Origin of the sequence: Aquipuribacter nitratireducens (assembly GCF_037860835.1) — a bacterium.
Classification (GTDB): Bacteria; Actinomycetota; Actinomycetes; order Actinomycetales; family JBBAYJ01; genus Aquipuribacter; species Aquipuribacter nitratireducens.
Map to the genome: position 1 here is coordinate 44,000 of NZ_JBBEOG010000004.1, position 25,796 is coordinate 69,795.

Sequence of the window (25,796 nt, forward strand, 5' to 3'; positions counted from 1 at the left end):
GCCCGTGCCCGGTGACGTGGAGAACCAGCGAGAGGACGAGCGCGCGCCCGCCGCGCCGCGTCCACCGCTGCGCCGCCCCGCGACAGGGCGGCTCCTCACCGGGGTCGCGGCCGGGACCGCCGAGCACCTGCGCGTGCCCGTCGCGGCGGTCCGGGTCGGCTTCGTCGTGGCCGCGCTCGCCGGCGGCGCCGGGCTGCTCGCGTACCTCGTCCTCAGCGTCGTCGTGCCCGGCGACCCGCGACCCGCGCCCGACCGCGAGCGGGACGCCGACCGTCCGCCGCCGCGGCGACGGCTCGCCGACGTCGAGTCCCTCGCCCTCCTCCTGTGGGGCACGGCGCTGCTGCTCGGTGGTGCCGCCGTCCTCGCGTCCCGGCTCGGGGTCGACGTGCCCGTCGGCACCGTCCTGCCGCTCGGCCTCGCGGCCGTCGGGGTCGTCGTGCTGTGGACCCAGCTCGACCGGGACGACCGGTCCCGCTGGGTCGCGGGCGCCACGGGCGGCACCCCGCAGGGCGCGCTGCGCCTGGTCGTCGGTGGCGGGCTCGCCCTCACCGGCCTGCTCCTGCTCGCCCTCACCGGCGTCGAGGCCAACGCCGTCCGCCCCGCGGTCCTCGCCGCGGTCTCCGTGCTCGTCGGGGGCGGCCTCGTGCTCGCCCCGTGGGTGCTGCGGCTGTGGCGGCGCGCCGAGCAGGAACGGGCCGCGCGCGTGCGCGAGCAGGAGCGCGCCGACATCGCCGCCCACCTCCACGACTCCGTGCTGCAGACCCTCGCGCTCATCCAGCGCCGCAGCGACTACCCCGTCGAGGTCGCCCGCCTCGCCCGCTCGCAGGAGCGCGACCTCCGCGGCTGGCTCTACGGCCCGCGCGCGGCAGGCTCCGGGACGGTCGAGGGGTCCCTCGCCGACGTCGTCGCCCGGACCGTCGGCGAGGTCGAGGACGCCCACGCGGTCCCCGTCGACGTCGTCGTCGTGGGCGACCGGCCGTGCGACGCAGCCGTCGAGCCGCTCGTCCTCGCCCTCCGGGAGGCGGCGCTCAACGCCGTCCGGCACGGCCGCCCGCCGGTCCGCGTGTACGTCGAGGTCCGCGACGGTGCGGTCTCGGCGTACGTGAGCGACGGCGGGGACGGTGTCGACCTCGACGACGTGCCCGACGACCGCCTCGGGCTGCGGGAGTCCGTCATCGGCAGGATGGCCCGCGCGGGCGGTCGCGCGACCGTCCGCCGCGGCCCGAGCGGGGGCGCGGAGGTGTCGCTCGACCTGCCGGTCGCAGCGCAGCCCAGGCAGGAGGCGACATGAGGCTCGTGCTCGTCGACGACCACCGGATGGTGCGCACCGGCGTCCGCTCCGAGCTGCGGGACCTGGCCCCGGACCTCCACGTGGTGGGCGAGGCCGGCGACGTCGACGAGGCGGTCGCCGTCGTCACCGCGCTGCGACCCGACGTCGTGCTGCTCGACGTCCACCTGCCCGGCGGGGCGGGCGGCGGCGGGGCGGAGGTGCTGCGCCGCTGCGGGGCCACGCGCACCTCCGAGGACCGGCCCGTCCGGTTCCTCGCCCTGTCGGTGTCCGACGCCGCGCAGGACGTCATCCGCGTCATCCGCGCGGGCGCCCGCGGGTACGTGACGAAGTCCGTCGACGGGGACGCGCTCGCCGACGCCGTCCGCCGGGTCGCCGACGGCGACGCCGTGTTCTCCCCGCGACTCGCCGGCTTCGTCCTCGACGCGTTCGGGACGGGCGCCGCCGACGTCGCCGCCGTCGACGACGAGCTCGACCGGTTGACGGCCCGCGAGCAGGAGGTGATGCGCCTCATCGCGCGCGGCTACTCGTACAAGGACGTCGGCGCCGACCTCTTCATCTCCGTCAAGACGGTCGAGACGCACGTCTCGAGCGTGCTCCGCAAGCTCCAGCTGTCGTCACGGCACGAGCTCACGCGGTGGGCGGCGGAACGGCGGATGCTCTGAGCGCCCTCGCCGACGTCGCGGGGGACCTCGCGTGCCCGGTGTGCGCGCGCCCGCTCGCGTTCGTCGACGGCTCGCCCGCTGTGCTGCTGTGCGGGGCGGGTCACGCGTTCGACGTCGCGCGGCAGGGGCACGTCGTCCTGCTGCGGGGCGGGACGCGGCTGCGCCCCGACACCGCCGAGATGGTCGCGGCGCGCGAGCGGGTGCTCTCCTCGGGCGCCTACGGCGTCGTGTCGGCAGCGCTCGCCGACGTCGTCGCGTCCCACGGACCGCCCTCCGGACCCGACGGGCTCGTCGTCGACCTCGGTGCCGGGACCGGGCACCACACGGCGGTGGTGCTCGACGCGACGCCCACCCGGACAGGCGTGGCGCTCGAGCTGTCGGTGCCCGCCCTGCGGCGCGCCGCGCGGGCGCACCCCCGGCTCGCGGCCGTCGGCGCCGACCTCACGAGGCCGCTCCCGCTCCGCGACGCGAGCGTCGGCGCGGCGGTCGCGCTCTTCGCGCCCCTGCCGACGACGGACGAGCTCGCGCGGGTGTGCGCGCCCGGCGCACGGCTCGTCGTGGTGACGCCCGAGCCGGACCACCTGGTCGCCCTGCGGTCACGCCTCGACCTGCTCGACGTCCCCGCCGGCAAGCCGGACCGCCTCGCCGAGCGCCTGTCCCCGGGGTTCGCACCCGTCGACCGCGCGCACGTCCGCACGGAGGTCACGTGGTCGGCGGGCCAGGCGACGGACGTCGTCGCGATGGGCCCGAACGCGTGGCACCCCGCCCCGGCCCGCGACGACCTCCTGCGGACGTGGGCCGAGCGCGGCGAGACGGTGGACGACGTGGTCGCCGTCACCGTCTCGACGCTCGTCCGGCGCTGACCCGCCGCCGGGGCGTCAGTCGCCCGAGGGCGGCTGGGTGGCGTCGAGACGCGCGACCTCGTCCGGGGTGAGCGTCAGCGACGCGGCGGCCGCCGAGGCGCGTGCGGTCTCCGGACGGCTGGACCCGGGGATCGGCACGACGACCGGCGACTTCGCGAGCAGCCACGCGAGCGTCACCTGCTGCGGGGTGACGTCGTGGTCGCGGGCGACCTCGGCGAACGGCTCGAGCGAGCCGGCGAGCTCCGCCGCCTTCGCGATGCCGCCGAGCGGGCTCCACGGCAGGAACGCGATCCCGAGCTCCGTGCACAGGTCGAGCTCGGGCTCGCTGCTGCGGAACGCGGGTGAGAACTGGTTCTGCACGCTGACGAGGCGTCCGCCGAGGAGGTCGTTCGCCTGCCGGATCTGGTCGGGGTCGGCGTTGGAGACGCCGGCCATACGGATGACACCCTCGTCGAGCAGCTCGACGAGCGCCCCGACGGAGTCCGCGTACGCGACGTCGGGGTCGGGACGGTGGAACTGGTGGAGCCCGATCGCGTCGACGCCGAGCCGCTTCGCGGACGCCTTCGCGGCCTCCTTCAGGTACTCGGGCCGGCCGTCGAGCGTCCACGAGCCGTCCCCCGGGCGCAGGTGCCCGGACTTCGTCGCCACGAGGACGTCGCTCGTGTCGCCGCCGTAGCTGCGCAGCGCCTCGGCGATCAGCTCCTCGTTGTGGCCGACCTCGTCGGCGTGCAGGTGGTAGGCGTCGGCGGTGTCGATGAACGTGACGCCCTCGTCGAGTGCCGCGTGGATCGTCGCGATGCTGCGCTCGCGGTCCGGACGGCCCTCGATCGACATCGGCATGCCGCCCAGCCCGATCGCGGACACGGTGACGGACCCGATGGTGCGCGTGGTGGTGATGGTCATGCGTGTGGTGTTCCCGTCCCTGCCGCCGGCGGAACGTGGCGCTCACGACACCGGTCGTGGGAATACCGCACGCGCGTCACGGACGCTCCGGCACGGCGCAGCCGTCGGGCCCGCACACCTCGGCGTCCGCCTCGCCGTCCTGCGAGCCGCTGACGGTGACGAGCTGCGGCGCGCGGTCGGCCAGCGCACGCCGGAGGGCCTCGGCGAACACCTCGACCGGCTGAGCCCCGGAGACGCCGTAGCGGCCGTCGACGACGGCGAAGGGGACACCGCTCGCCCCGTACGCGACCGCCTGCTGCTGCTCGAGCAGCACGTCCCGGGCGAACAGGGTCCCGGTGAGGACGTCGTCGACCTGGTCGGCGGGCAGCCCGACCTCGGCCGCGAGCGCGCGGAGCACGGTCGGCTGCGACACGTCCTGCCCCTCGGTGAAGTAGGCGCGCAGGAACCGCTCCTTCGTGCGGTCCTGCAGCCCGTGCTCGCCGGTGGCGTCGAGCGTCGCCGCGAGGTGGAGGAGCCGGTGGGCGTCGGCGGTGCTGCCGCGGACGGCGTGCTCGAGGTGGAAGTCGAGGCCCGCGCGGGCCGCGACCTCGGTGACGCGCGCGTTCATCTGCAGCCCGGCCTCGCGGCCGCCGCCGTACTTCTGCCCGAGGTACGTCGCGACGTCGGTGCCGTGACCGGGTTCGCCCGGGCGCGGGGCGGACGGGTCGAGCTGGAACGAGCGCCACACGACACGCACGTCGGCGCCGACCGTCTCGACCGCCTCCTCCAGGTGCCGCTTGCCGATGTAGCACCAGGGGCAGACGACGTCCGACCACACCTCGACCGTCAGGGGACCGCTGTTCTCCGTCACGCAGCATGACAACCCTCCCGCCCGCGCACGTCTTCCGTCGCCTGCGGCAGGATGCGGGGACCCGCATGCCCACCGTCGAGGGAGACACCCATGCCGTACGAGGTCACCGGAGTCGTCGCACGCGCGAAGGGGGAGCCGGTCTCGCTCGAGACCGTCGTCGTGCCGGACCCGGGGCCGGGCGAGGTCGTCGTCGACGTCCAGGCGTGCGGTGTGTGCCACACCGACCTCCACTACCGCGAGGGCGGGATCGGCGACGACTTCCCCTACCTGCTCGGTCACGAGGCCGCGGGGGTCGTGAGCGCGCTCGGCGAGGGCGTGACGAGCGTCGCCGAGGGCGACTTCGTCGTCCTCAACTGGCGGGCGGTGTGCGGGCAGTGCCGCGCCTGCCGGCGCGGGCGGCCCTGGTACTGCTTCGCGACCCACAACGCGCGGCAGCCCATGACCCTCGCCGACGGCACGGTCCTGTCGAACGCCCTCGGCATCGGCGCCTTCCAGGCGAAGACGCTCGTCGCGGCCGGGCAGTGCACGAAGGTCGACCCCGAGGCACCGGCGACCGCGGCCGGTCTCCTCGGCTGCGGCGTCATGGCCGGGTTCGGCGCCGCCGTCCACACCGGCGGGGTGCGGCTCGGCGACACCGTCGCCGTCATCGGCTGCGGCGGGGTCGGCTCGGCCGCGGTCGCGGGCGCCGCGCTCGTCGGCGCACGGACCGTCATCGCCGTCGACCGCGACCCCCGCAAGCTCGAGTGGGCGAAGGGGTTCGGCGCCACCCACACCGTCGACGCGTCGCAGGCCGACACCGTCGAGGCGATCAAGGAGCTCACCGGCGGGTTCGGGGCGGACGTCGTCATCGACGCCGTCGGGCGGCCGGAGACCTACGAGCAGGCGTTCTACGCCCGCGACCTCGCCGGGACCGTCGTCCTCGTCGGCGTCCCCACTCCCGACATGCGCCTCGAGCTGCCGCTGCTCGACGTCTTCGGGCGCGGCGGCGCGCTCAAGAGCTCGTGGTACGGCGACTGCCTGCCCGACCGCGACTTCCCGGTGCTCGTCGACCTGTACCGGCAGGGGCGGTTCGACCTCGACGGGTTCGTCACCGAGACGATCGGCCTGGGGGACGTCGAGGCCGCGTTCGACCGCATGCACTCCGGCGACGTCCTGCGGTCCGTGGTGGTCCTGTGAGCGGCGCCTTCCGGGTCGAGCAGACCGTCACGTCCGGCACCTTCAGCCTCGACGGCGGGACGTTCGACGTCGACAACAACGTGTGGGTCCTCGGCGACGACGACGAGTGCCTCGTCGTCGACCCCGCCCACGACCTCGACGCCGTCGCGTTCCTCGTGGGGGCCCGCACCGTGGCGGCGGTCGTGTGCACGCACGCCCACGACGACCACTGCCGGTACGCCCCGGCCGCGGGCGCCCGGTTCGGTGCTCCGGTGCTCCTGCACCCTGCCGACGAGCCCGTGTGGCGGCTCACCCACGGGGACCTGCGGTGGGACGCCGACCTCGCCGACGGCGACGTGCTGCGGGTCGCGGGCGAGGAGGTCCGCGTCGTCCACACCCCCGGCCACAGCCCGGGCTCGGTGTGCCTCCACGTGCCGGCGCTGCACACCGTCCTCAGCGGGGACACCCTGTTCCAGGGGGGACCCGGCGCGACCGGCCGGTCCTTCAGCGACCGACCGACCATCGAGGCGTCGATCCGCTCCCGGCTGTTCGCGCTGCCGGACGACACGGTGGTCCGGACCGGGCACGGCGACAGCACGACGATCGGTGCGGAGGCGGCGGCGCTCGGTCGCTGAGCGCCTCACCGCCCGGGCGTCACGGCGACGCGTCGAGCACGAGGTCCGCGGCGACGGCCAGGTGGTCGCTCCCGACGACCCGGTGGGCCGTCGCGGGTCCGGTCGGGGCGACGCCCGGTCCGGCGAGCACGTGGTCGAGCCGCAGCACCGACGGGAACGGCTGGTCGGCGGGCCACGTCGGCGCCCAGGCGCGGCCGTCGGCCACCTCGGCGAGGTCCCCGGCCCGCAGCAGGGCCCGCATCGCGGAGTGGTCGCGGGTCGCGTTGAGGTCACCGGCCACGACGACGCGGCCCGGCAGGTCGGCGACGGCTCCCCGGAGGAGGGCGTGGTCCCGCCGCCACCGCTCGACCGTGCCCGGCAGCGGCGGCCACGTGTGGACGTTGACGACGGTGACGCCCTCGGCTGCACCTGGCACCGCGACCTCCGTGACGAGGGTCGTGAACGTCGTCGACGGCGCACCGAGGGCGGTGAGCGGCCACCGGCTGAAGGTCGCGGCGCCCGCCGCGCCGGGGACCCGCACCGCGACCTCGTGCGGCAGCAGCTCGGCGAGGCCCGCCCGGCCGAGGTCGCCCGCCAGGGGAGCCGTCAGCTCCTGCACGGCGAGCACGTCCACGTCGAGGTCGCGGACGAGCGCGACGACCTCGTCGGCGTGCGCGTTGCCGAAGCGGGCGTTGACGCTCAGCAGCCGCAGCACCACCGCGTCGCCGCGGTCGCTCTCCGGCCCGAGCCGGTCCGCCACGAGGGGGGCGAGCGCCCACCCGGCGTGGAGCGCGACGGCGACGAGGAGGACGACCACCAGCCGGCGACCGACAGGGGCCACGACCGCCGCCGCGAGCGCGACGAGGAGGACGGCCCCGGCGAGCGGGGCGAGCCCGACGAGCTGGACCGACGGCGTGACGGTGTCGAGCCCGACGGACCCCAGCAGCCGCGCCAGGGTGACGGGGGCCGCGACGACGAGCAGCGCGACGGCGACGCCGCGGGCGAGGCGGCTGCGGGTCACGCCTCGCCCGTCGCCCGCACCTGTCACGACCACGAGCGTGCCGTGCGGCACGCGGGAAGGGGCAGTCGTGGCGGACCTCGACGTCGACACCGACGTGCTGCGGGACACGGGGGCGGCGCTGCGGGTCGTCGCCACCGAGCTCGACGCCGCGACCGTGCACTCCCACGTCGTGGCCGAGGCAGTGGGCCACGAGGGGCTCGCCGAGGCGCTCCTCGACCTCACCCGCTCGTGGCGTCGCCGCCGCGAGGAGGTGCTCGACGGGATCGCCGCCCTCGCCGAGGCCGCCGCCGTGGCCGGTGAGACCTTCGAGGGGCTCGACAGCGAGCTGGCGGCGGCGCTGCGGGGTCGCTCGTGAGCGGCGAGCACGTCCCGCGGGTGACGCTCGCCCTGCCGCGGGGGTGGCGTCGGGTCCCGCTTCGGCCGGACGGAGTGAGACGCCGTGCGGTCGACGCTCTCGTCGCCCGGCCCCGGCGCGGACCGTCGCTGCCGGGACCGGCTCGCGAGCAGGTCCGGTCCGAGCTGCGGCGCGCGGCCGACACCGCCGCCCGCGGCGGCGCCCAGGAGCTCGCCGTCGCCGCCCCGCGCCCGGACCGGGTGTGTCCGCTGCCCGGGTCGCTCGTCGTGACCGTCGAGCCCGCGGGGGTCCCCGGCACCGGGCCGCCGCCCGACGGCGTCGAGCACGCGGTCGTCGCGGCCGGGCGCGTCGCACGGCGCGTGGCGGAACGTCCCGCCACCGCGCCCGACGTCGCTCTCCCGCTGCTCGCGGTCGACTACTGGGTCAGCCTGTCCGGCCCCGACGACGACCCCGGCCACGTCGCCGTCCTCGCGTTCGCGACGCCGCTGGTGGCGCTGCGCGCGAGCGTCCTCCCGGTCTTCGACGCCGTCGTCGCGTCCGCGCGCGCCTCACCTGGCGGGCGGGCCGGCGGATGGGCAGGGTGAGCCCGTGCCGCGAGCCGTCCCCGACCCGACCCCCGTGCTGCGCGGACTGGGGCGGCGTGCGCAGCGGGCGGCGTTCCTCGGCGAGCAGCGGGCGACCGCCCTGCTGTCGCGCGTCGCCCGCCGCGCGGGCTGGACCCCCGCGGTCCACACGTACCCGGGGTACGCGGCCGCCGGCCGCGTCCGGGTCCTCGCGCGCGTCCTGCTCGCGGCGCCAGGCGTGGTCCCGAACGAGGTCGTCGGGGTGCCGGGCTGGCGGCGGCTGCTCACCCTCGAGCAGCCGGGAGCCGAGGTCGACGTCACCGTCGAGGGCAGCAGCGACCGCACGCACCACCGCCTGCGCAGCGGGACCGGCGGGCTCCTCGACGCAACCGTCACCCACGACGTCCCACCGGGCCGGGCCCGCGCGCACCTGCGGGTCGGTGCCAGGGACGCGGCCGTGGAGGTGGTCCACGCCTTCGCCGACGGCGGCCTGGGCGTCGTCTGCGACATCGACGACACCGCCTGGGTCACCGGCATCCGGCACCCGCTCAAGGCCGCGTGGCGCACGTTCGCCCGAGGCTCCACCGGCCGCGAGGCCGTGCCGGGGATGGCCGCCCTGCTGCGCGCCGCGGTGGAGGGCCAGGACCACCCGGCCGTCGTGTACCTCAGCAACGGGCCGTGGAACCTCGCCGGTCCGGTGTCGCGGTTCCTCGCCCGTCACGACTTCCCCCCGGGGCCGCTCCTCATGACCGAGTGGGGGTTCCGGCCGGACGCGTGGTTCCGCAGCGGACAGGCGCACAAGGCCGGGTCGCTGCGCCGGCTGCTCGAGGAGATGCCGCGTACCCGCTGGCTGCTCGTCGGGGACGACGGTGAGCACGACCCGCACCTGTACCGGGCGCTGGCCGAGGAGCGGCCGGACCGGGTCGTCGCGGTCGCCGTCCGGCAGGTCGTCCCGGCGAGCCACCCCGGGGGCTCCGAGACCGAGGAGGTCGCGGGCGTGCCCGTGGTGGCCGCGCCCGACGGGACGAGCCTGCTGCGGCTCCTCGAGGCGGCGCTGGGCGCCCGGCCCTGGGGTCGCGGCCCCGGGGGCAGCGGCGTCAGCGACGGCTGAGGTCCCGCCCGCCCTTGCTCGCGTACATGCGACCGTCGGCGCCGTCGAGCAGCGCCTCGGTCAGCTCCTCCTGCGACCGGGCCCGGGCGGTGGGTGCGAGCTCCGCGACAGCGGCGACGCCCACGCTGAGGCCGAGTCCGAGCCCCTCGCCGACCGCCGCCAGGGGGACCTGCGCGGCGGCCACGATCGTGGACGCGATCACCTCGAGGCGCTCCGCCGTCGTGTCCGGGAGGAACACGACGAGCTCGTCGCCCCCGATCCGCCCGACCACGCCCTCGGCGCCGACGACCTCCTCGAGGCAGCGCGCCAGCGCGACGAGGAGCGCGTCGCCCGCCGCGTGACCGAACGTGTCGTTCACCGCCTTGAACCGGTCGACGTCGCAGAACAGCATCGCGGAGCCGGCCCCCGCGCCCTCCGCCGCCGCCGCCATGAACGCGCCCCGGTTGAGCAGTCCGGTGAGGGTGTCGTGCTCCGCGAGCCAGCGCACGTCCTCCAGGGCCCGCAGGCGCGACATGGTCTGCTCGCAGAGCGCGGCCAGGGTCGCCACCACGGTGCGGTCCTCGTCGGTGAACAGGTGGCGGTTGGCCCGGGGACCGACGACGAGCCAGCGGACGTCGTCGCCCACCGCCACGAAGCTCCCCTCCTGCTCCTCGGTCGGCGGCTCCTGCTGCACCGCTGCGGGCGCCGCGGTCGCCGCTTCGGCCGCCGCCGTCACGGTGGCGACGACGTCGTCGACCGTCGTCGCGGTCTGGCAGCCCGCGGCTGCGGTGTACATCGCCTGGGAGCGGGCGTGCTCGGCGAGGGCGAGGGTGCTCGTCCGCGTCGTGAGGACGAGGGCGACGGCGACGGGCACGAGCAGCAGCAGGCCCCACGCGGTCCACGTGAGGACGAGCGCCGCGAGCACGGCGGTCGCGTTGACCGCGAGGACCGTCACCATCGCGACGCCGCCGGCGGGGTCGCGCAGCGTGTCGAGCAGGCGCCCGCCCTCGAGCCGGACGACCCAGAGGGACGTGAGGACGAGGTCGGTCGCGACGTACGCCGCGCTCGCGGCGACCACCGCCGCGAGGTCCCAGGGCCCGACGCCCGCGGGGGACGGGTCGCCGGTGAGCAGCGACGCGACGCCCGCGCGCGAGGCGAGGGCCGCGACGACGAACAGGGCGGCGGCGACCGCGGACAGGAAGACGTTGTAGAGCCGGACGGCGGTGCGTCGCTCGCGCGTGAGCAGCTCGGCGGCGGCGTACCCGCCGATCCACGGCAGCCACGCGAGGAAGCCGACGAGGACGGCCGAGGTCTCTGTCCCCGCCTGGGCGACGGCCGTGAGGCCGGCCCACAGCACGAGCGCGAGGACCGCGCTGTCGAGGGAGAACACCATGGCGCCGCCGAAGCCGACGAGGCGCAGGGGCCTTCGGCTGAGGGCGGCGGTGACAGGTGCTGCGAGCAGGAAGAAGACGAGGAGCGGAACCCCGTCCACCACCGGCTGCCCGAGCAGCTCGGTCATCGCACCTCCTCCCACCGGAAACCCCCGCACCTCGTCATCGGCCGGGGGGCCGCCTCACCTGAGCCGTTCGTGCGGTGCGCTCCGACGGCCCCCGAGCCCGCCCGGCAGCGCCGAGCGCAGCTCGCGGAGGAACAGGTCGCGCACCTCGCCGCTCGCGAGGGCCACGCCGTCGACGAGCCCGTCGCGGCCGTAGCGGCGGCACACCTGGATCCAGGCGGCGCCCATCGCCATCGTCACGCCCGAGGCGACGCTCGCGCCCACGACACCGCCGGTGAGGGTGCCGGCGCCGGGGACGAGCTTGAGCAGCCCCGTGGTGAGCGAGCGGCCCGCGCCGGTCGTCGCCGCGACGGAGGCGAGGGCGAGCATCGTCGCCCGGTCCATCGGCACGTTGTGCAGCAGCGCGATGCGGCTCATCATCCGCAGCTGGATCGGCACGAGGACGGCGGCGTCAGCGAACGGGATCGGGGTGGCCGCCACCGCGGCGGCCTGGGCGGCCGCGGCGGCGACGGCTTTTCCCGCCTCCTTCGCCTTCGCGTCGGCGTCGACGCGCTGGGCGGCGACCAGCGCCGCGCGCACCCCCTCGGGCGCGACGCGGCGTGTGACCTCCAGCAGCTCGGGCAGCCCGTGCGCGGGGAAGCCGCTGAACGGGTCGGCCTGCGCCATGACGGGGTGGGCGCGCCCGTCGACCACCGGCAGGCCCATGGCCTCGACGGCGGCGGCGAAGGCGACGACGTCCGGGTGGGTGCGGCCCTGGTGCAGGCCCACCCGGGTCATGACGAGGACCGTCGGCACCCCGAGCTCGCGGAGCGCCTCGAGCACCGCGCGCTCGCTGTCCTGCACCCGCAGGTCCGCCGCCTGCAGGCAGAACCACGCGACGTGCACCTGCTCGTGCGGGGGACGCGTGCGGGAGTGGGCGACGAGGTCGCGGAGCTCGCCGACGAGCTGCTCGGCGTCGGTGCCGAGCTCGAGGCCCTTGGTGTCGACGACCGCGACGCCGTGCCCCTCCCGCGCGTACAGGTGGCTCGCCTGCGTGACGGGCCGGCCGATGCCGGTCTCGGCGAGCGACTCCCCGAAGACCGCGTTGACGAGGGTGCTCTTGCCGACGCCCGTGCGCCCGAGCACGAGGATCGTGATGCGGCCGAGCGCCTCCGTCTCCCCGGCGAAGGCCGTGCGGAAGCCGTCGTCGCCGGGGGTCATGCGCGCCAGCGTGCCACGCCCGGTGCGCGGCGCACGTCCGTCAGCCGGCGCTGCCGGGCTCGGACATCCTCCGGTGCGCCTTCTGCTTGGCCTTCTCGGGCAGGAAGCGCGTGGCGAACGTCTGCAGCCCGACCTTCGGGGTCCCGGCGACGACCTTCTCGCCGTCGAGGAGGCCCTCGACCGCGCGGCGGGCGACCTCCTCCGGGTCGTCCTTGCTGTCGCTCTCGCCCACGGCGGTGCCCTCGAGCCCCGCCCGCTCGAAGAACTCGGTGTCCGTCGGCCCCGGCACGAGCAGCGTCACGGTGACGTCGGTGTCGGCGAGCTCCTCCTGGAGCGCCTCGCCGAAGGAGTGCGTGAACGCCTTCGACGCGTTGTAGACCGCCTGGAAGGGCCCCGGGACCGTCGCGGCGACCGACGACAGCAGCATGACGCGGCCGGTGCCGCGTCCGGCCATGTCACGGACGACGTGCTTGGCGAGGCGGACGGTCGAGGAGACGTTGAGGTCGATGACGGCCTGCTCGTCGGCGAGGTCGGTGTCGACGAAGGCCCCGCCCACGCCGACGCCGGCGTCGAGGACCGCGACGCCCAGCGGCCGGCCGAGGCGCTGCACCTCCGACCACAGCCGGTCCACCTCGCTGGGGCGGCGCAGGTCCGCGGTCACGCTGTGCACGGCGGTGCCGGCCGAGCTGATGCCCTCGGCGACGAGCTCGAGGCCGGCGGCGTCCTCCGCCGTGACGACGAGGTCGAGGTCGAGGGCGGCGAGCTGCTTCGCCACCTCCAGGCCGATGCCGCTGGAGGCGCCGGTGACGAGGGCGAGCGGGCGGGACAGTGCGGCGTCCGTCATGACCGTCGCCGTACCCGGGGGCTGCGCCGTCGATGCACGCACCGGCGCGGGTGTTGCGCGTCTCATGCGTTTAGTGTTCACTGAACACATGACAACGCAGCTCGTCTTCCGGGCGGTGGGCGACCCGACCCGCCGCCGGGTGCTCGAGCTCCTCCAGGACGGCCCCGCCGGCTTCCAGGACCTGCACCGCCACTTCCCCATGACCAAGGGCGGGCTGTCCCAGCACCTCGCCGTGCTGCGGCAGGCCGAGCTCGTCGCGGTCGACGACACCGACCGCGCGAGGCGCTACCGGCTCACCCCCGGCCCCCTCAAGGAGGTCGCGGACTGGGTGCTGACGTACGCGCGCTTCTGGGACGAGCGGCTCGACGCCCTCGACGCGCTCCTCGCCCGCCCCGACCTCATCCCACCGCACGACCCCGAGACGGAGGACCGATGACCACCACGGCACCCGAGGCACGCGCCGGGCTCACGACGATCCGGCGACGACGCCGCTACCCGCACCCGCCGGAGGCGGTGTGGGCCGCGCTCACCCGAGCGGACCTCGTCAGCCGCTGGTTCATGCGGACCGACGACCTGCGCCCCGTCGTCGGCACCCGGTTCCGCCTCGTCGAGGAGCACCCCCGCGGGTGGTCGGGTCGCGTGCGCGGCACGGTGCTCGAGGCCGACGAGCCGCGACGGTTCGTCTACCGGTGGCAGGCCGACGACGACCCGGACGTCACGACGGTCACGTGGACCCTGCGCCCGGACGGATCGGGCGGGACCGTCCTCGAGCTCGTCCACGCCGGATTCCGCCGCCACCCCCGGAGCGTCCTCACGCGTGCCTTCCTCGACCTCGGCTGGCGCTCGCTCCTGCGCGGTCCCCTCGCGGAGGCGGTGCGCGCCGCTCAGCCCTGACGTGCGGCGCCGGCCTGCCACGCGGCGAGCGCGGAGCGGATCCGCTTCTCGCTCACGGGGTGCGCGGTGCCGAGCTGCTGGGCGAAGACGCTGACGCGCAGCTCCTCGACCATCCACCGCACGTCGAGCAGGTCCGCCGGGACCGCGGCGCGGTCCGGCAGCGTGTCGACGACGTCGAGGTAGGCGTCGTATGCGGGCAGGACCTTCTCGTCGAGCAGCCGCAGGTCGCGGGTGGGGTCCTGCGAGGCCGCGTCGAGGCGGCGCTCCACCGCCGCGAGGTAGCGCAGCAGGTGGGGCATGCGGTCCGCCCCGACGGTCCTCACGTAGCCGGACGGGACGAGCCACGCCAGCTGCGCGCGCGCGTCGGCCACGGTGTCGGCGAGGTCGGGACGGCCCGCGAGACCGTCGAGCCGGTCCCGGAGCGACTGCCACGTCGTCTGGACCCGCGCGACCGTGCGGACGAGGCCGTCGAGGGCGTCCGGCAGGTCCTGGCGCACCGTCTCGCGCAGCGCGCGGACGGCGGCGGCGTCGCGCACGGCCCACGTCCCCCCGGGCAGCTCCCGTCGCAGCAGCGAGGTGGTGGCGGCCACGACGCAGTCGGCGAGCAGGTCGGGCACCGACCGGTAGGGGGTCCACGACAGGGCGAGCCGCGACGTGAGGTCGAGCCGGTCGACGACCTGCCGGACCGGGGGGGCGACGCCGAGCAGCACGGCCCGCCGGACGCCGCGGTCGTGGCGGACGACCGCGTCCGCGCGGGAGGGCAGCACCCGGACCCCGAGGGTCGTGCCCTCGTCCTCCCACGCCGGCCAGCCGCGCAGCGTGTGACCCGCGAGCGAGCGTTCGACGACCTCGGGGACCGCCGGCCCGTCCGGCACCTCCCCCAGCCCGGTCACCTCGAGGGCGCGGGTGACGGCGGACAGCTGGTCCTGCACGCGACCGGCGAGCCTGCGCCGCAGCGCCGCCACGCCGTCGGCGGTCCCGGCCCCCTCGGCGAGGACGGTCCCGCCGGCGTCGACGACCCTCACCCGCGGCACGAGGTGCGCCGGGAGGGACGACACGTCGAGGTCGTCGGACCGCACGACCGGCCCGCCGAGGTCGGTGAGAGCCCGGGCGACGACCGCGCGGACGTCGCCGCGCGGCGGCACCCCGTCGGGCGCTACCCGCGCGAGCACGCCGGCCGCGTGGTCCGGCGCCGGGGCGAAGGAGCGGCGCAGCGCCTTCGGCAGCGACCGGACGAGCGCGGTGACGAGCTCCTCCCGCAGGCCGGGCACGAGCCAGCCGAGGACGTCGGCGTCGAGCGCGGGCAGGACCTCGACCGGCACGCTCACCGTCACGCCGTCGTCCGCCGCGCCCGGCTCGAAGCGGTAGGCGACGGGCAGGGCGACGGTCCGGCCGTCGTGGACGGGAGCGTCGAGGTGGTCGGGGAACTGCTCGACGAGACTCCGGCCGGGTCCGGCGTCGCCCGCGAGGACGTCGTCCCGCGTCATGGTGAGCAGGTCGGCCCGCTGCTGGCGCGCCTGCTTCCACCAGGAGTCGAAGTGGCGGGCGGAGACGACGTCCGCCGGCACGCGCGCGTCGTAGAAGGCGAGGACGGCGGTGTCGTCGACGACGACGTCACGGCGGCGGGTGCGCTCCTCGATCTCGCGGACCTCCGCCATGAGCCGGGCGTTCTCTGCGAGGAAGCGGTGCCGGGCGGTCCACCGCTCGTCGGTGTCGCCCTCGACGAGCGCGTGCCGCAGGAACAGCTCCCGGCTGAGCGCGGGGTCGACGCGGGCGTACCCCACGGTGCGGGCCGCGACGACGGGGATGCCGTAGAGCGTCACCTTCTCCGTCGCCTCGGCCTGGCCGCGTGTGGCGTTCCACCGCGGCTCGGAGTAGGTCCGCTTCACGAGGTGCCCGGCGACCGGCTCGATCCACGCGGGGTCGATGGCGGCGACGCCGCGCGCGTACAGCCGCGCCGTCTCGACGAGCTCGGTCGCCATGACCCAGCGGGGGCTCGTGTCCTTCCGGCGTGACCGGTCCGGCGCCTGGCCGGGCCGCTTCTGCGCGGGGCGCGGTCTCGGCAGGACCGAGCCGGACCCGATCGAGAAGCGGGTGCCGCGCGCGCCGAGGTACTCCGTCGCGTCGCCCTCGCGGAACCCGACGTGGCTCAGCAGGCCCGGCAGCAGCGCCCGGTGGATCGTCTCGGCCGCGCCGACCTCGAACCCCGCGAAGTCGCGTGCGTCGGCCGCCGGGCCGGGCTCGTCGCCCGGACGGATCGCCGAGGAGGCGCGCATGCCGGCCTCCCGGCACACCTGGCGCAGCTGCTGCTCGAGGTCGAACCACTCCCGCACCCGCAGGTGGTGCAGGTGCTCGGCGACGCACAGCCGCCGGAACGCCGAGCTGCTCAGCCCCTCCCGCCGGGCGCGCAGGTACCGCCACAGCGCGAGGAGGGTGAGGAGGTCGGAGTGCTCGACGCGGAAGCGTCGGTGGGCCTGCTCCGCGGCGGCCGCGGCCGCTCCCTCCTCCGTCGGTCTCTGGCGCGGGTCGACGACCGACAGGCCCGCGACGAGCGCGCGGACCTCGTCGAGGCAGCCGGTGCGGTCCGCCTCCAGCAGCATCCGGCCCAGCCGCGGGTCGACGGGCAGGCGGGCGAGGGTACGACCGACGTCGGTGAGGCGCCGGTGGCGGGTGACGCGCCCGTCGTCGTCCTGCTCGAGCTCCTCGCGGACCGCGCCGAGCTCCTCGAGCAGCGCGAGGCCGTCCTTGACCTGCCGCGGGTCCGGCGGGTCGAGCCAGTCGAGCTCCTCGACGTCGTCGATGCCGAGGCTCGTCAGCTGGAGCAGGACGCTCGCGAGGTTGGTCCGGCGCACCTCCGGCTCGGTGAACTCCGGGCGCGCGTCGTGGTCGGCCTCGCCGTAGAGGCGGATCGCGACGCCGGGCGCGAGGCGGCCGGAGCGACCGGCGCGCTGGGTCGCGCTCGCCTGGCTGATGGGCTCGACCGGCAGGCGCTGCACCTTGGTCCGTACCGAGTACCGGCTGATGCGCGCGAGACCGGTGTCGACGACGTAGCGGATGCCGGGGACGGTCAGCGAGGTCTCGGCGACGTTGGTGCTGACGACGACGCGCGTGCCGGTGTGCGGGGCGAAGATCCGGTGCTGGTCGGCCGCGGACAGCCGCGCGTACAGCGGCAGGACCTCCAGGCCGAGCACCGAGCCGGTCAGCTGCGCACGCAGGGCGTCGACGGCCTCGCGGATCTCGCGCTCGCCGGAGCAGAAGACGAGGACGTCCCCGTCGCCCTCGGTGAGCAGCTCGGTGACGGCGTCGACGACGGCCTGCGGCTCGTCCCGGTCGTCGCCCGGGTCGGCCTCGTCGCCGGAGTAGGGCCGGTACCGGATCTCGACGGGGTACGTGCGGCCCGAGACCTCGACGACGGGCGCGCCGCCGAAGTGGTCGGCGAACTTCTGCGGGTCGATCGTCGCCGAGGTGATGACGAGGTGGAGGTCGGGCCGCTTCGGCAGGAGGCGGTGGAGGTAGCCGAGGAGGACGTCGACGTTGAGGGACCGCTCGTGCGCCTCGTCGACGACGATCGTGTCGTAGCGGCGCAGCATCGGGTCGCGCTGGATCTCCGCCAGCAGGATGCCGTCGGTCATGACCTTGACGAGCGTGCTCGGGCCCGTGTCGTCGGTGAAGCGGACCTGGTAGCCGACGTGCTCGCCCAGCGGCGTGCCGACCTCCTCCGCGAGGCGCTCGGCGACGCTGCGGGCGGCGATCCGGCGCGGCTGCGTGTGGCCGACGATCCCGGTGCGGCCGCGCCCCGCCTCGAGGGCGAGCTTCGGCAGCTGGGTGGTCTTGCCCGACCCGGTGGCGCCCGCGACGACGACGACCTGGTTGTCCCGGATGAGCCGGACGAGCTCCTCGCGCCGGCCGACGACCGGCAGCTCCTCCGGGTAGCGCAGCGGTGGCAGCGTCGCGTGTGCGGCGGCGAGCCGGTCGGCCTGCCGGGCGAGGCGCTGCGCCAGCTGCTCGGCGGTCCCGTGGCCGCTCCCGGGTCGACGGCCGCGACCGCGGCGGGAGGTGCGCGTCGGGTTCGGCATGTCGGGCCCAGGGTAGGTCTCGCCACGACGACACCGGCAACGCCGTTTCGCGCGCCGCAGCGCCGACGACCCACGGTCGTGATGTCGTTGTGGCTGCGCGAGCGCCCGCCGCCACCCCACGACCAGGAGGACCCGTGCCACAGATGCCCATGCCCGACGACGTCATGGCGCTGCTGCGCCGGCCGAACCCCGCCGTCATGGCGACGGTCGCGAAGGACGGCCGGCCCGTCACCGTCGCCACCTGGTACCTCGTGGAGGACGACGGGCGGGTCCTCCTCGGCCTCGACGCCGGCCGCGCCCGCATCGACCACCTGCGGCGGGACCCGCGTGTCTCGCTCACCGCGCTCGCGAGCGACGACTGGTACACCCACGTCAGCGTGCAGGGCCGGGTCGGTGACATCGTCGACGACGAGGGCCTACGGGACATCGACCGCCTGTCGCGGCACTACACCGGGCGCGACTACCCGACACGGGACCGACCGCGCGTCAGCTGCCACCTCACGATCGAGCGCTGGCACGGCTGGGGAGCCGCGCGGCGGGACTGACACCACCGAAGGGGACCCTGCTCACCGCGCCTCGGCGAGCTCCTTCACCGTGGCCAGGGCGCGGACCCACGCCTGCACCATGTCGTCGTAGTAGGCGTCCTCCATCGGTGCGGAGATCGCGACGTGCGTGGCGCCGCTCACGTCGGTCAGGCGGTAGGTCTCGTGCGTGCCGGCCCACAGGCGGGCCTGTTCGCTCTCGACGTCGTCGACGCCACCGCCCACCACGCCGGTGTACTCGACGTCGAGGAGCTCCGGCCTGCGGCTCGTGACGACACGACCGACGAGCCCGGTCCCGTCGGGGCCGAGGAAGCGGACCGTGCTGCCCTCCCGCCAGTCCGTCCGGGCGTAGGACCCCTCCGCGAACTCCGCAGTCCACTTCCGGTAGGTGAGGTCGCCGGTCAGCACGTCCCACGCCTGCTCGGGCGTGGCCGCCACGTCGATCTCCTGCTCGATGGTGCGCGTCGCCATGGTGTCCTCCTGGTCGATGGGTGTGCCAGGGAAGACGCTGCGCCGGTACGGGACTCATCGGTGGGGCGACGTGGGCCTCACTCCGGCGGGAAGGGGTGGCGCCACCGCAGCCCGGGGAAGCGGGCGAAGTCGCGGTCCGTCGTCACCCACTCGCTGCCGGACTCGACGGCCAGCGCCGCAAGGTAGGCGTCGGGGACGAGGTTCCCCCGGGCGCCGGCATCCCGGCACAGGCGCGTGAACAGGTCCCAGTGCCGCGGCCCCGGCGCGACGACGACGCACGTCGGCAGCGCCCGCAGCCGTCCCAGCTCCTCGAGCACGTGCTCCGAGGGGGTGGGCGGCGAGAAGACCCGCGGGTGGGTGAGGACTCGCAGGACCCCGCTGAGGACGATGTCGGCGAGGCCGAAGGGTGCGGGCCCGCTCGCTGTCTCCTCCAGCCAGTGCCGGTAGCGGGCGTGGTCCGGTGCGTCGCTGCGGAGCGCCCGGACGAGGACGTTGACGTCCGGGAGGATCACCCGCGCTCCATGAGATCGAGGAGGGACGCCGTGTCGTCGAGGTCGACCCCGGGCTGCAGCCCGTCACCAGAGAACGGCCGGAGCTCGAAGCGCTCCGTTCCCTCGCCTGCAGCCGCACGTGACAGCGACTCACGCAGCGCGTCCTCGATGACGGAGGTCAAGGTGCGGCCCGAACGCAACGCCTCCGCCTTGGCGCGGCCGACGAGGTCGTCGTCGAGGTTGAGAGTCGTCCGCATGCAGAGAAGCATACGCTGCCCGCAGACATCTGCACGATGCTGTGATCCACCTCATGCCCGTCTCAGCAGGAGGCATCTGCTTAGCCCGGCTAATATTGCTGGGTGAGCCGACGAACCCGCCAGGTCCTTCTCGGGCTCGTCGGCACCGTCGCGGTCGGCGTGCTCGTCGCCGCGCAGTCCCGCGTCAACGGTGAGCTCGCCCCCCGCTTCGCCCCCTCGACCGGCCCGGACGCGTGGTGGGTGTGGCGCGGACCGGCGGACGACGCGGTCGCGGCCGGCATCGACGCCGCAGTGCTCTCCTTCGCCGTCGGCTGGCTCATCGTCCTCGTCGGCACCCTCGTCCAGGCGCGCGGTCGCCACGGCATGGCCGAGGTGGTGCACGCGCTGCGCGACGGGTCGCTGCGCTGGTGGATGCTGCTCGGCGGGCTCGGCGGTGCCACCTTCATCGCCGGGCAGGGCATCGCCGTGCCGGTCCTCGGCGTCTCCGTCTTCGTCGTCGCGACCGTCGCGGGCGTCACGGTCGGCGGGCTGCTCGTCGACCGCTTCGGCCTCGCCCCCGGCGGTGCCCGGCCCTACACCGCCCGGCGCGTCATCGGCTGCGTCCTCGCGGTCGGCGGGGTCGCGTTCAGTGTCTCCGGCAGCCTCGACGGCGGCATCGCGAGCGGCGCGTCGGTGCTGCTCTTCTCCGTCGTCCTGCTCGCGTGCCTGCCGATGGGCGCACTCACGGCCGCCCAGCAGGCCGTCAACGGCCGGGTCGCGCAACGGTCGCGGACCCCGTGGGTCGCCGGACTCGGCAACTTCACCGCCGGGCTCGCGGCGCTGCTGCTCGCCCGGCTCCTCCTGATCGGCACGGTGGCGCCCGGACCGCTGCCCGACCAGTGGTGGCTGTGGCTGTCGGGGCCGATCGGGCTGTCGTTCATCCTGCTCGGGGCCGTCCTCGTCCGGACTCTCGGCGTGCTCCTGCTGAGCCTCGGCAACACCGGTGGCCAGCTCGTCGGCTCCATCGCCATCGACGAGCTCTTCCCCACCGCCGCGGGCCGGCCCGGACTCGTCGAGCTCGTCGCGGCCGTCGTGATCTTCGTGGCCGTCGCGCTGGCCGCCAGCCGGCCTCGTCGACGCCCCGCCCCGCCCGGTCCCGCGGGCCCGCCGACGGTGCGACGTGAGCCGGTGGGCGCCGGTCGGCCCTAGGTCCCTCCTCCGGCTGGCCCCACCTCCCCAGCGCCCGGCCGCCCCATTCCGGGGAAACCGCCGCGCGACGAGCGTGGAGCCATGAGCCCCCGCCCCCGCCGCGCCCTCGTCGCCGCCGTCGCCGTGAGCCTCGCCGTCCCCCTCGTCCTCGTCGGCGCCGGCGTGCTCGTGCGCTGGTGGGTCGCCCGCACCGACACCGTCGGCCAGGTCGCGTTCGAGCGGCCGCTGCACGTCCCGCCGCTCGCGCCGTCCCGGGTCGAGGCCGACGGCACCCGCGTCTTCGACCTCGCGATGCAGCCCGGCAGCAGCCGCTTCACCGGCGAGGGGGAGTCACCGACGTGGGGCGTCGACGGGGCCTACCTCGCGCCGACCCTGCGCGCCGCGCGCGGGGAGACGGTGCGGGTGGAGGTCACGAACGACCTGCCGGAGGCGACGAACCTGCACTGGCACGGCATGCACCTGCCGGCGCGGATGGACGGCGGTCCGCACCGCATGGTGCAGCCGGGCGAGACGTGGACGCCGACGTGGACCGTCGACCAGCCCGCAGCCACGACCTGGTACCACCCGCACGCGCACGGCTCCACCGCGACGCACGTGGCCCGCGGGCTCCTCGGCGCGTTCCTCCTCGACGACCCCGAGGCCGCCCCGGAGGGCCTGCCCGACACCTACGGCGTCGACGACGTCCCGCTGCTCCTGCAGGACGTCCGGCTCACCGGTGACGGCCGGCGGCGCGAGCAGGGCACCGGCGGGACGGTCGGTCCGCTCGGCACGCGGCTGCTGGTCAACGGCACCGTCGGCCCGGTCCTCGACGTCACCACCGAGGCCGTGCGCCTGCGCCTCGTCAACGCCTCCGCCGCGCGGGTGTACGACCTCGTCCTGTCCGACGCGCGCCCCTTCCACGTCGTCGCGACCGACGGCGGTCTGCTGGCGGCGCCCGTCGAGGTCGACTCCCTGCGGCTGACGCCGGGGGAGCGGGCGGAGGTCGTCGTCCGCCTGTCGGCCGGGGAGACCGTCGACCTGCGCAGCAGGCCGCCTGCCCTCGGTGTCAGCGCCCCGGTCGCGCGGCTGGTCGGGGCACGGGACGCCTTCGACGTGCTCCGACTGCGCGCCGCCGACGAGCTCGTGGCCTCCCCGCCACTGCCGCAGGTCCTCGCCGCGGCGCCCGACGTCGACGAGGACGACGCGACCCGCGAGCGCGAGATGGTCCTGTCCGGCGACGCGATCAACGGCAACGGCCACGACCTCTCGCGCGTCGACGTCGTCGTCGAGGCCGGCGCCGTCGAACGGTGGGTCGTGCGCAACGACGACGGCATCCCCCACAACTTCCACGTCCACGACGTCCGTCTCGTCGTCGCCTCGCTCGACGGGCAGGCCCCGCCGCCGGTGCTGCGGGGCTGGAAGGACACCGTCTGGGTGGCCCCAGGCACGGAGGTCGAGCTCGTCGTCCGCTTCGGCGACCACACCGATCCCGACGTGCCGTACATGTTCCACTGCCACGTCCTCGCCCACCACGACCGCGGGATGATGGGCCAGTTCGTCGTCGTCGAGCCCGGGACGGCCGCCGACCATCCGGGCACCGTCGGCACGAGCGTCGACGACGCGATCTTCCCGTCCCACGACCACTGAGCGGCGCTCAGGGCGGTGCGGCGCTCGGGTCGACGAGCTCCGCGTGCTGCTCGAGCTCGACCCACCCGGCCGGGACCCCCGCGCCGGACGTACGCGCGGTGCTAGTGCTGGGTCGCGTTCCACAGCCGCGCGGCTCGACCTGCTCGCGCATCCGGTACATGACGACGACCTCGGCGAGCGACAGCCTCGGCACGCGGGCGCCCTTGTGGCGCTCGTGCCGGACGAGACCCTCGGCCTCGAGCAGGCGCAGCGCCTCCCGCACCGGCGGCCGGCCGGCACCCAGCCGCGCGGCGACGTCCTCCTGGCGGACCCGGTCCCCCGGGCCCAGCTCCCCGTCGGGGATCGCGGTGCGCAGGTGGTCGGCGACGCGGGCGCTCGCGGCGCCCACCTCGCCGGGAGCGTTTCCGCTCAGAGGGACGCACGAGTCGGGGCTCGGCCGCGAGGGCGGCTCCGCAGGCATGCACGAGTTCCTCCACACCCAGTACCTCGCCGTCGACCTCTGACCGCGACCGCGGCGCCCGTCTCCGGTGCGGAGCGGGACCCGCGTCGTCCGTACGATCGAGGCATGCCTTCACATAGCGGCGTCCCCGCCGGGCTCCCACGGTGAGCGGCGTCCTCGTCGACGCGCTCCTCGTCCTGTTCTTCATCGTCGTCGGCGGGGTCTTCGCCGGCAGCGAGATCGCCCTGGTGTCGCTGCGCGAGTCGCAGATCGACGGGCTCCGGCGCCGCGGCGGGCGCGGCGCGACCGTCGCGAAGCTCGCGGAGGACCCCAACCGCTTCCTCTCCGCGGTGCAGGTCGGCGTCACGGTCACCGGCTTCTTCTCCGCGTCCTTCGGTGCCGCGACGATCGCGCCCGTCCTCGCGCCGCGGCTCGAGCAGCTCGGGTTGTCCGCCGGCGCCGCGGGGACCGTCGCGTTCGTCGGCATCACCCTCGTCGTCGCCGGCCTGTCGCTCGTGCTCGGGGAGCTCGCCCCCAAGCGGCTCGCGCTCCAGCGCGCCGAGGGGCTGTCGCTGCTCGTCGCGCGCCCCCTCGACCTCGTCGCCCGCCTGCTGCGGCCCGTCATCTGGTTCCTCGGCAAGGCGACGGACGTCGTGGTGCGCATGCTGGGCGGCGACCCCGCAGCCAGCCGCGAGGAGATGGGCGAGGAGGAGCTGCGCTCCCTCGTCCGTGAGCACGAGGCCCTCGACCCCGTCGAGCGACGCATCGTCAGCGAGGCGCTCGAGCTCGCCGACAAGTCGGTGCGGGACGTCCTCGTGCCGCGCACCGAGGTCGCCGTCCTGCCCGCCACGCTCACCGTCGAGCAGGCGCTCGACGAGGCCGTCGGGCGACCGCACTCCCGCTACCCCGTCGTCGGGGAGAACGTCGACGACGTCCTCGGCTTCGTCCACGTCCGCGACCTCTACGGCACCGTCCGTGCGGGCGGCGGGGGCCGGGGGCTCGACGAGATCGTCCGCCGCGTGCCCGTCCTGCCCGAGAGCCTGCCGGTGCTCGGGGCCATGAGCACGATGCGCCGCGCGCACGTCCACCTCGCCGTCGTCGTCGACGAGTACGGCGGCAACGCCGGCATCGTCACGCTCGAGGACCTCGTCGAGGAGGTGCTCGGTGACATCCGCGACGAGTACGACCCGCCCGACGACGCCGGCCCCCGGCTGCCGGAGGGCGTCGTCGAGGTCGACGGGCTCCTCCACGTCGACGACGTCGGCGAGCACGTCGACGGCCTCGAGCTGCCGGGCGAGGGGTTCGAGACCGTCGGCGGGTTCGTGCTCGACCGCCTCGGCCGGGTGCCCGAGGTCGGCGACACCGTCGACGCCGGCACCCACGAGCTGCGCGTGGTCGAGATGGACGGGCGACGGGTCTCGAGGGTGCGCGCGCTGCCCGTGGCGGCCGACCCCGACGAGCCCGACAGCCCCGACGACCCCGACGCGGCGGGCACCGACGAGCGCCACGACTGAGCGCCCCGCGATACTGGGCCGCGTGACCCCTGCCCGGTCCGGTGGCGACACCGCCGACCTCGTGCTGACCGGGGGCGGGGGCGCGGCCCGGTGCGTCCTGCTCGCGCTCGCCGGAGCCGACCTCGCCGGCCGGCTCCCGCGCCCGCTGCGGGTGGTCGTCGTCGACCCGGTCCCAGCGGGCGACCACCCGGCCCGGCACCGCACGTGGTGCTCGTGGGGGGTCGCCGACCCGCTGCTGTCGCCGGTCGTGCACGCGTCGTGGCGCCACGTCCGCGTCCGGGACGGCGCGCGGGACCTCGTCCTCGACCTCGACCCCCTGCGCTACCGCCTCGTGCGCAGCGACGACCTCGAGGAGCACGTCGCGGAGCAGGTGGCGAGGGCGCCCGGCCTCCTCGTCGACCACGTCGCGACCACCGCCACCTCGGTGGCCGACGACGGGCCGGGCCGGGCGCGGGTCGACCTCGCCGACGGCGACCACATCCGCGCGTCGCTGGTCCTCGACTCCCGGCCCGCGCGGCCGGTGAGGCCCGGCTCGGTGTTCTGGTGGCAGCACTTCCGCGGCTGGACCCTGCCGGCGGGGGCGGTCGCCGACCGGCCGGCCGGCGCGGACGGCGCCGTCGACCTCATGGACTTCCGGACGCCTCAGCCGGCGCGCGGCCTCTCCTTCGGCTACGTCCTGCCTCTGCCCGACGGGCGCTCGCTCGCGGAGTACACGGAGTTCTCCCCGGAGCGCCTCGACGACGCCGGCTACGACCGCGCCCTGCGGGACTACCTCGGTCTGCTCGGGGTCGACCCCGCCGTCGTGCCCGACCACGTGGAGACCGGCGCGATCCCCATGACGGACGCCCGCTTCGCCCGCCGCGCCGGTGACCGGGTCCTCCGCATCGGGACCGCGGGCGGCGCGACCCGCGGCTCGACGGGCTACACGTTCGCGGCGATGCTGCGCGACGCGCGCGCCGTGGCGGGCCTCGTCGGCGCGGGTGGGCTCGGTCGTCCCGGTCGCCTCCACCTGCCCGCGCCCTACCCGCGCCGGCACCGCTGGATCGACGCCGTCCAGCTGCGGGCCCTCGACGCCGGGCTCGTCGCCGGTCCGCGCTTCTTCGTCGACCTCTTCGAGCGCCGCCCCGCCGGTCAGGTCCTCCGCTTCCTCGACGGCCTCACGAGTCCCGCGGAGGAGGTCGCCGTCATGTCGGGGGCGCCGACGCTGCCGATGACGCGCGCGGCGGCCCAGGACGCGCGCGCCCGCGTGGCCCGCACCGTCCGGCGTCGGCGGCCACCGTCCCCACCGCCCGTCCCGGCGCCGCCCGTGCCCGCGCCGCCCGTGCTCCGCTCGTGAGCGGGTTCCTCGACGCGGTCGTCCGGCAGGTCGCC

The 25,796-nt window shown here is 76.0% G+C and carries 26 protein-coding genes; 15 read left to right on the forward strand and 11 right to left on the reverse strand.

Annotated features, from left to right (window positions below; genetic code table 11):
* Positions 1 to 4: 4 nt before the first annotated feature.
* Genes WAB14_RS08875 through WAB14_RS08885 form a run of 3 tightly spaced genes read left to right on the forward strand, consistent with a single transcriptional unit; the run spans position 5 to position 2,816 of the window.
* Positions 5 to 1,291, forward strand: coding sequence for a PspC domain-containing protein (locus WAB14_RS08875; RefSeq protein ID WP_340269225.1), 1,287 nt, complete (start codon positions 5 to 7; stop codon positions 1,289 to 1,291).
* Positions 1,288 to 1,953, forward strand: a complete 666-nt coding sequence (locus WAB14_RS08880) for a LuxR C-terminal-related transcriptional regulator (protein WP_340269226.1) — start codon at positions 1,288 to 1,290, stop codon at positions 1,951 to 1,953. The genes WAB14_RS08875 and WAB14_RS08880 overlap by 4 nt, the downstream gene beginning before the upstream one ends.
* The gene (locus WAB14_RS08885) at positions 1,926 to 2,816 is read left to right on the forward strand and encodes a putative RNA methyltransferase (RefSeq protein WP_340269227.1); all 891 of its coding nucleotides are present in this window, start codon (positions 1,926 to 1,928) and stop codon (positions 2,814 to 2,816) included. Before WAB14_RS08880 ends, WAB14_RS08885 begins: the two co-directional genes overlap by 28 nt.
* 15 nt (positions 2,817 to 2,831) lie before the next feature.
* Here the strand turns inward: WAB14_RS08885 and WAB14_RS08890 are convergent, their stop codons facing one another.
* On the reverse strand, positions 2,832 to 3,719 hold the full coding sequence (locus WAB14_RS08890) for an aldo/keto reductase (RefSeq protein WP_340269228.1): 888 nt from the start codon (positions 3,717 to 3,719) through the stop codon (positions 2,832 to 2,834).
* A gap of 76 nt (positions 3,720 to 3,795) precedes the next feature.
* Complete coding sequence (locus WAB14_RS08895) at positions 3,796 to 4,569, reverse strand: DsbA family oxidoreductase (RefSeq protein ID WP_340269229.1); 774 nt, start codon at positions 4,567 to 4,569, stop codon at positions 3,796 to 3,798.
* 90 nt (positions 4,570 to 4,659) lie between these two features.
* Between WAB14_RS08895 and WAB14_RS08900 the strand changes: the two genes are divergently transcribed.
* Together WAB14_RS08900 and WAB14_RS08905 are read left to right on the forward strand one after the other, a co-directional pair.
* The gene (locus WAB14_RS08900; RefSeq protein ID WP_340269230.1) at positions 4,660 to 5,745 is read left to right on the forward strand and encodes an S-(hydroxymethyl)mycothiol dehydrogenase; all 1,086 of its coding nucleotides are present in this window, start codon (positions 4,660 to 4,662) and stop codon (positions 5,743 to 5,745) included.
* A complete protein-coding gene (locus tag WAB14_RS08905; RefSeq protein WP_340269231.1) occupies positions 5,742 to 6,359 on the forward strand; it encodes an MBL fold metallo-hydrolase in 618 nt (205 codons plus the stop codon). Before WAB14_RS08900 ends, WAB14_RS08905 begins: the two co-directional genes overlap by 4 nt.
* A gap of 19 nt (positions 6,360 to 6,378) precedes the next feature.
* On the opposite strand, the gene WAB14_RS08910 is transcribed toward WAB14_RS08905, so the two are convergent.
* Positions 6,379 to 7,359 carry an endonuclease/exonuclease/phosphatase family protein gene (locus WAB14_RS08910; protein WP_340269232.1) on the reverse strand — a complete coding sequence of 327 codons (981 nt, stop codon included), beginning with the start codon at positions 7,357 to 7,359 and terminating at the stop codon, positions 6,379 to 6,381.
* A gap of 67 nt (positions 7,360 to 7,426) precedes the next feature.
* Between WAB14_RS08910 and WAB14_RS08915 the strand changes: the two genes are divergently transcribed.
* Genes WAB14_RS08915 through WAB14_RS08925 form a run of 3 tightly spaced genes read left to right on the forward strand, consistent with a single transcriptional unit; the run spans position 7,427 to position 9,388 of the window.
* Complete coding sequence (locus WAB14_RS08915; protein ID WP_340269233.1) at positions 7,427 to 7,714, forward strand: hypothetical protein; 288 nt, start codon at positions 7,427 to 7,429, stop codon at positions 7,712 to 7,714.
* Positions 7,711 to 8,298 (forward strand): hypothetical protein, encoded by a 588-nt coding sequence (locus WAB14_RS08920; RefSeq protein ID WP_340269234.1) that lies wholly within the window; start codon positions 7,711 to 7,713, stop codon positions 8,296 to 8,298. The genes WAB14_RS08915 and WAB14_RS08920 overlap by 4 nt, the downstream gene beginning before the upstream one ends.
* A gap of 4 nt (positions 8,299 to 8,302) precedes the next feature.
* Positions 8,303 to 9,388 (forward strand): phosphatase domain-containing protein, encoded by a 1,086-nt coding sequence (locus WAB14_RS08925; protein WP_340269235.1) that lies wholly within the window; start codon positions 8,303 to 8,305, stop codon positions 9,386 to 9,388.
* Here WAB14_RS08925 and WAB14_RS08930 read toward each other — a convergent pair.
* From WAB14_RS08930 to WAB14_RS08940, 3 genes are read right to left on the reverse strand one after another with little or no spacing between them, the layout of a single operon-like run.
* Positions 9,375 to 10,886, reverse strand: a complete 1,512-nt coding sequence (locus WAB14_RS08930; protein WP_340269236.1) for a GGDEF domain-containing protein — start codon at positions 10,884 to 10,886, stop codon at positions 9,375 to 9,377. The two genes, WAB14_RS08925 and WAB14_RS08930, sit on opposite strands and share 14 nt — an antisense overlap.
* 54 nt (positions 10,887 to 10,940) lie before the next feature.
* Complete coding sequence (locus WAB14_RS08935) at positions 10,941 to 12,083, reverse strand: YcjF family protein (protein ID WP_340269237.1); 1,143 nt, start codon at positions 12,081 to 12,083, stop codon at positions 10,941 to 10,943.
* A 40-nt stretch (positions 12,084 to 12,123) separates the two neighbouring features.
* The gene (locus tag WAB14_RS08940; protein ID WP_340269238.1) at positions 12,124 to 12,927 is read right to left on the reverse strand and encodes an SDR family NAD(P)-dependent oxidoreductase; all 804 of its coding nucleotides are present in this window, start codon (positions 12,925 to 12,927) and stop codon (positions 12,124 to 12,126) included.
* Positions 12,928 to 13,015: 88 nt separating this feature from the next.
* On the opposite strand from WAB14_RS08940, the gene WAB14_RS08945 reads away from it, so the two are divergent.
* Both WAB14_RS08945 and WAB14_RS08950 read left to right on the forward strand, forming a co-directional pair.
* Positions 13,016 to 13,363 (forward strand): ArsR/SmtB family transcription factor, encoded by a 348-nt coding sequence (locus WAB14_RS08945; RefSeq protein ID WP_340269239.1) that lies wholly within the window; start codon positions 13,016 to 13,018, stop codon positions 13,361 to 13,363.
* On the forward strand, positions 13,360 to 13,821 hold the full coding sequence (locus WAB14_RS08950; RefSeq protein ID WP_340269240.1) for an SRPBCC family protein: 462 nt from the start codon (positions 13,360 to 13,362) through the stop codon (positions 13,819 to 13,821). Before WAB14_RS08945 ends, WAB14_RS08950 begins: the two co-directional genes overlap by 4 nt.
* Here the strand turns inward: WAB14_RS08950 and hrpA are convergent.
* Positions 13,812 to 17,897: an ATP-dependent RNA helicase HrpA gene (gene hrpA, locus WAB14_RS08955; protein WP_340269241.1), complete on the reverse strand. Its 4,086-nt coding sequence runs from the start codon at positions 17,895 to 17,897 to the stop codon at positions 13,812 to 13,814. The two genes, WAB14_RS08950 and hrpA, sit on opposite strands and share 10 nt — an antisense overlap.
* 143 nt (positions 17,898 to 18,040) lie before the next feature.
* Here hrpA and WAB14_RS08960 point away from each other — a divergent pair, with 143 nt between their 5' ends.
* Positions 18,041 to 18,442 (forward strand): TIGR03618 family F420-dependent PPOX class oxidoreductase, encoded by a 402-nt coding sequence (locus WAB14_RS08960; RefSeq protein ID WP_340269642.1) that lies wholly within the window; start codon positions 18,041 to 18,043, stop codon positions 18,440 to 18,442.
* A gap of 21 nt (positions 18,443 to 18,463) precedes the next feature.
* Here the strand turns inward: WAB14_RS08960 and WAB14_RS08965 are convergent, their stop codons facing one another.
* The 3 genes from WAB14_RS08965 to WAB14_RS08975 form a co-directional block, all read right to left on the reverse strand.
* Complete coding sequence (locus WAB14_RS08965) at positions 18,464 to 18,910, reverse strand: SRPBCC family protein (RefSeq protein ID WP_340269242.1); 447 nt, start codon at positions 18,908 to 18,910, stop codon at positions 18,464 to 18,466.
* Between the two features lie 77 nt (positions 18,911 to 18,987).
* Positions 18,988 to 19,422, reverse strand: a complete 435-nt coding sequence (locus WAB14_RS08970; RefSeq protein WP_340269243.1) for a type II toxin-antitoxin system VapC family toxin — start codon at positions 19,420 to 19,422, stop codon at positions 18,988 to 18,990.
* The gene (locus tag WAB14_RS08975) at positions 19,419 to 19,658 is read right to left on the reverse strand and encodes a type II toxin-antitoxin system VapB family antitoxin (protein WP_340269244.1); all 240 of its coding nucleotides are present in this window, start codon (positions 19,656 to 19,658) and stop codon (positions 19,419 to 19,421) included. The genes WAB14_RS08970 and WAB14_RS08975 overlap by 4 nt, the downstream gene beginning before the upstream one ends.
* 102 nt (positions 19,659 to 19,760) lie before the next feature.
* Between WAB14_RS08975 and WAB14_RS08980 the strand changes: the two genes are divergently transcribed.
* Entirely contained in the window at positions 19,761 to 20,846 is a 1,086-nt protein-coding gene (locus WAB14_RS08980) for a DMT family transporter (protein WP_340269245.1), read from the forward strand.
* 81 nt (positions 20,847 to 20,927) lie between these two features.
* On the forward strand, positions 20,928 to 22,472 hold the full coding sequence (locus WAB14_RS08985; RefSeq protein ID WP_340269246.1) for a multicopper oxidase family protein: 1,545 nt from the start codon (positions 20,928 to 20,930) through the stop codon (positions 22,470 to 22,472).
* 7 nt (positions 22,473 to 22,479) lie between these two features.
* On the opposite strand, the gene WAB14_RS08990 is transcribed toward WAB14_RS08985, so the two are convergent.
* Positions 22,480 to 22,860, reverse strand: coding sequence for a GntR family transcriptional regulator (locus WAB14_RS08990; RefSeq protein WP_340269247.1), 381 nt, complete (start codon positions 22,858 to 22,860; stop codon positions 22,480 to 22,482).
* A gap of 215 nt (positions 22,861 to 23,075) precedes the next feature.
* Here WAB14_RS08990 and WAB14_RS08995 point away from each other — a divergent pair, with 215 nt between their 5' ends.
* Together WAB14_RS08995 and WAB14_RS09000 are read left to right on the forward strand one after the other, a co-directional pair.
* Entirely contained in the window at positions 23,076 to 24,425 is a 1,350-nt protein-coding gene (locus WAB14_RS08995; protein ID WP_340269248.1) for a hemolysin family protein, read from the forward strand.
* Positions 24,426 to 24,447: 22 nt separating this feature from the next.
* A complete protein-coding gene (locus WAB14_RS09000; protein WP_340269249.1) occupies positions 24,448 to 25,761 on the forward strand; it encodes a lycopene cyclase family protein in 1,314 nt (437 codons plus the stop codon).
* Positions 25,762 to 25,796: the final 35 nt, after the last annotated feature.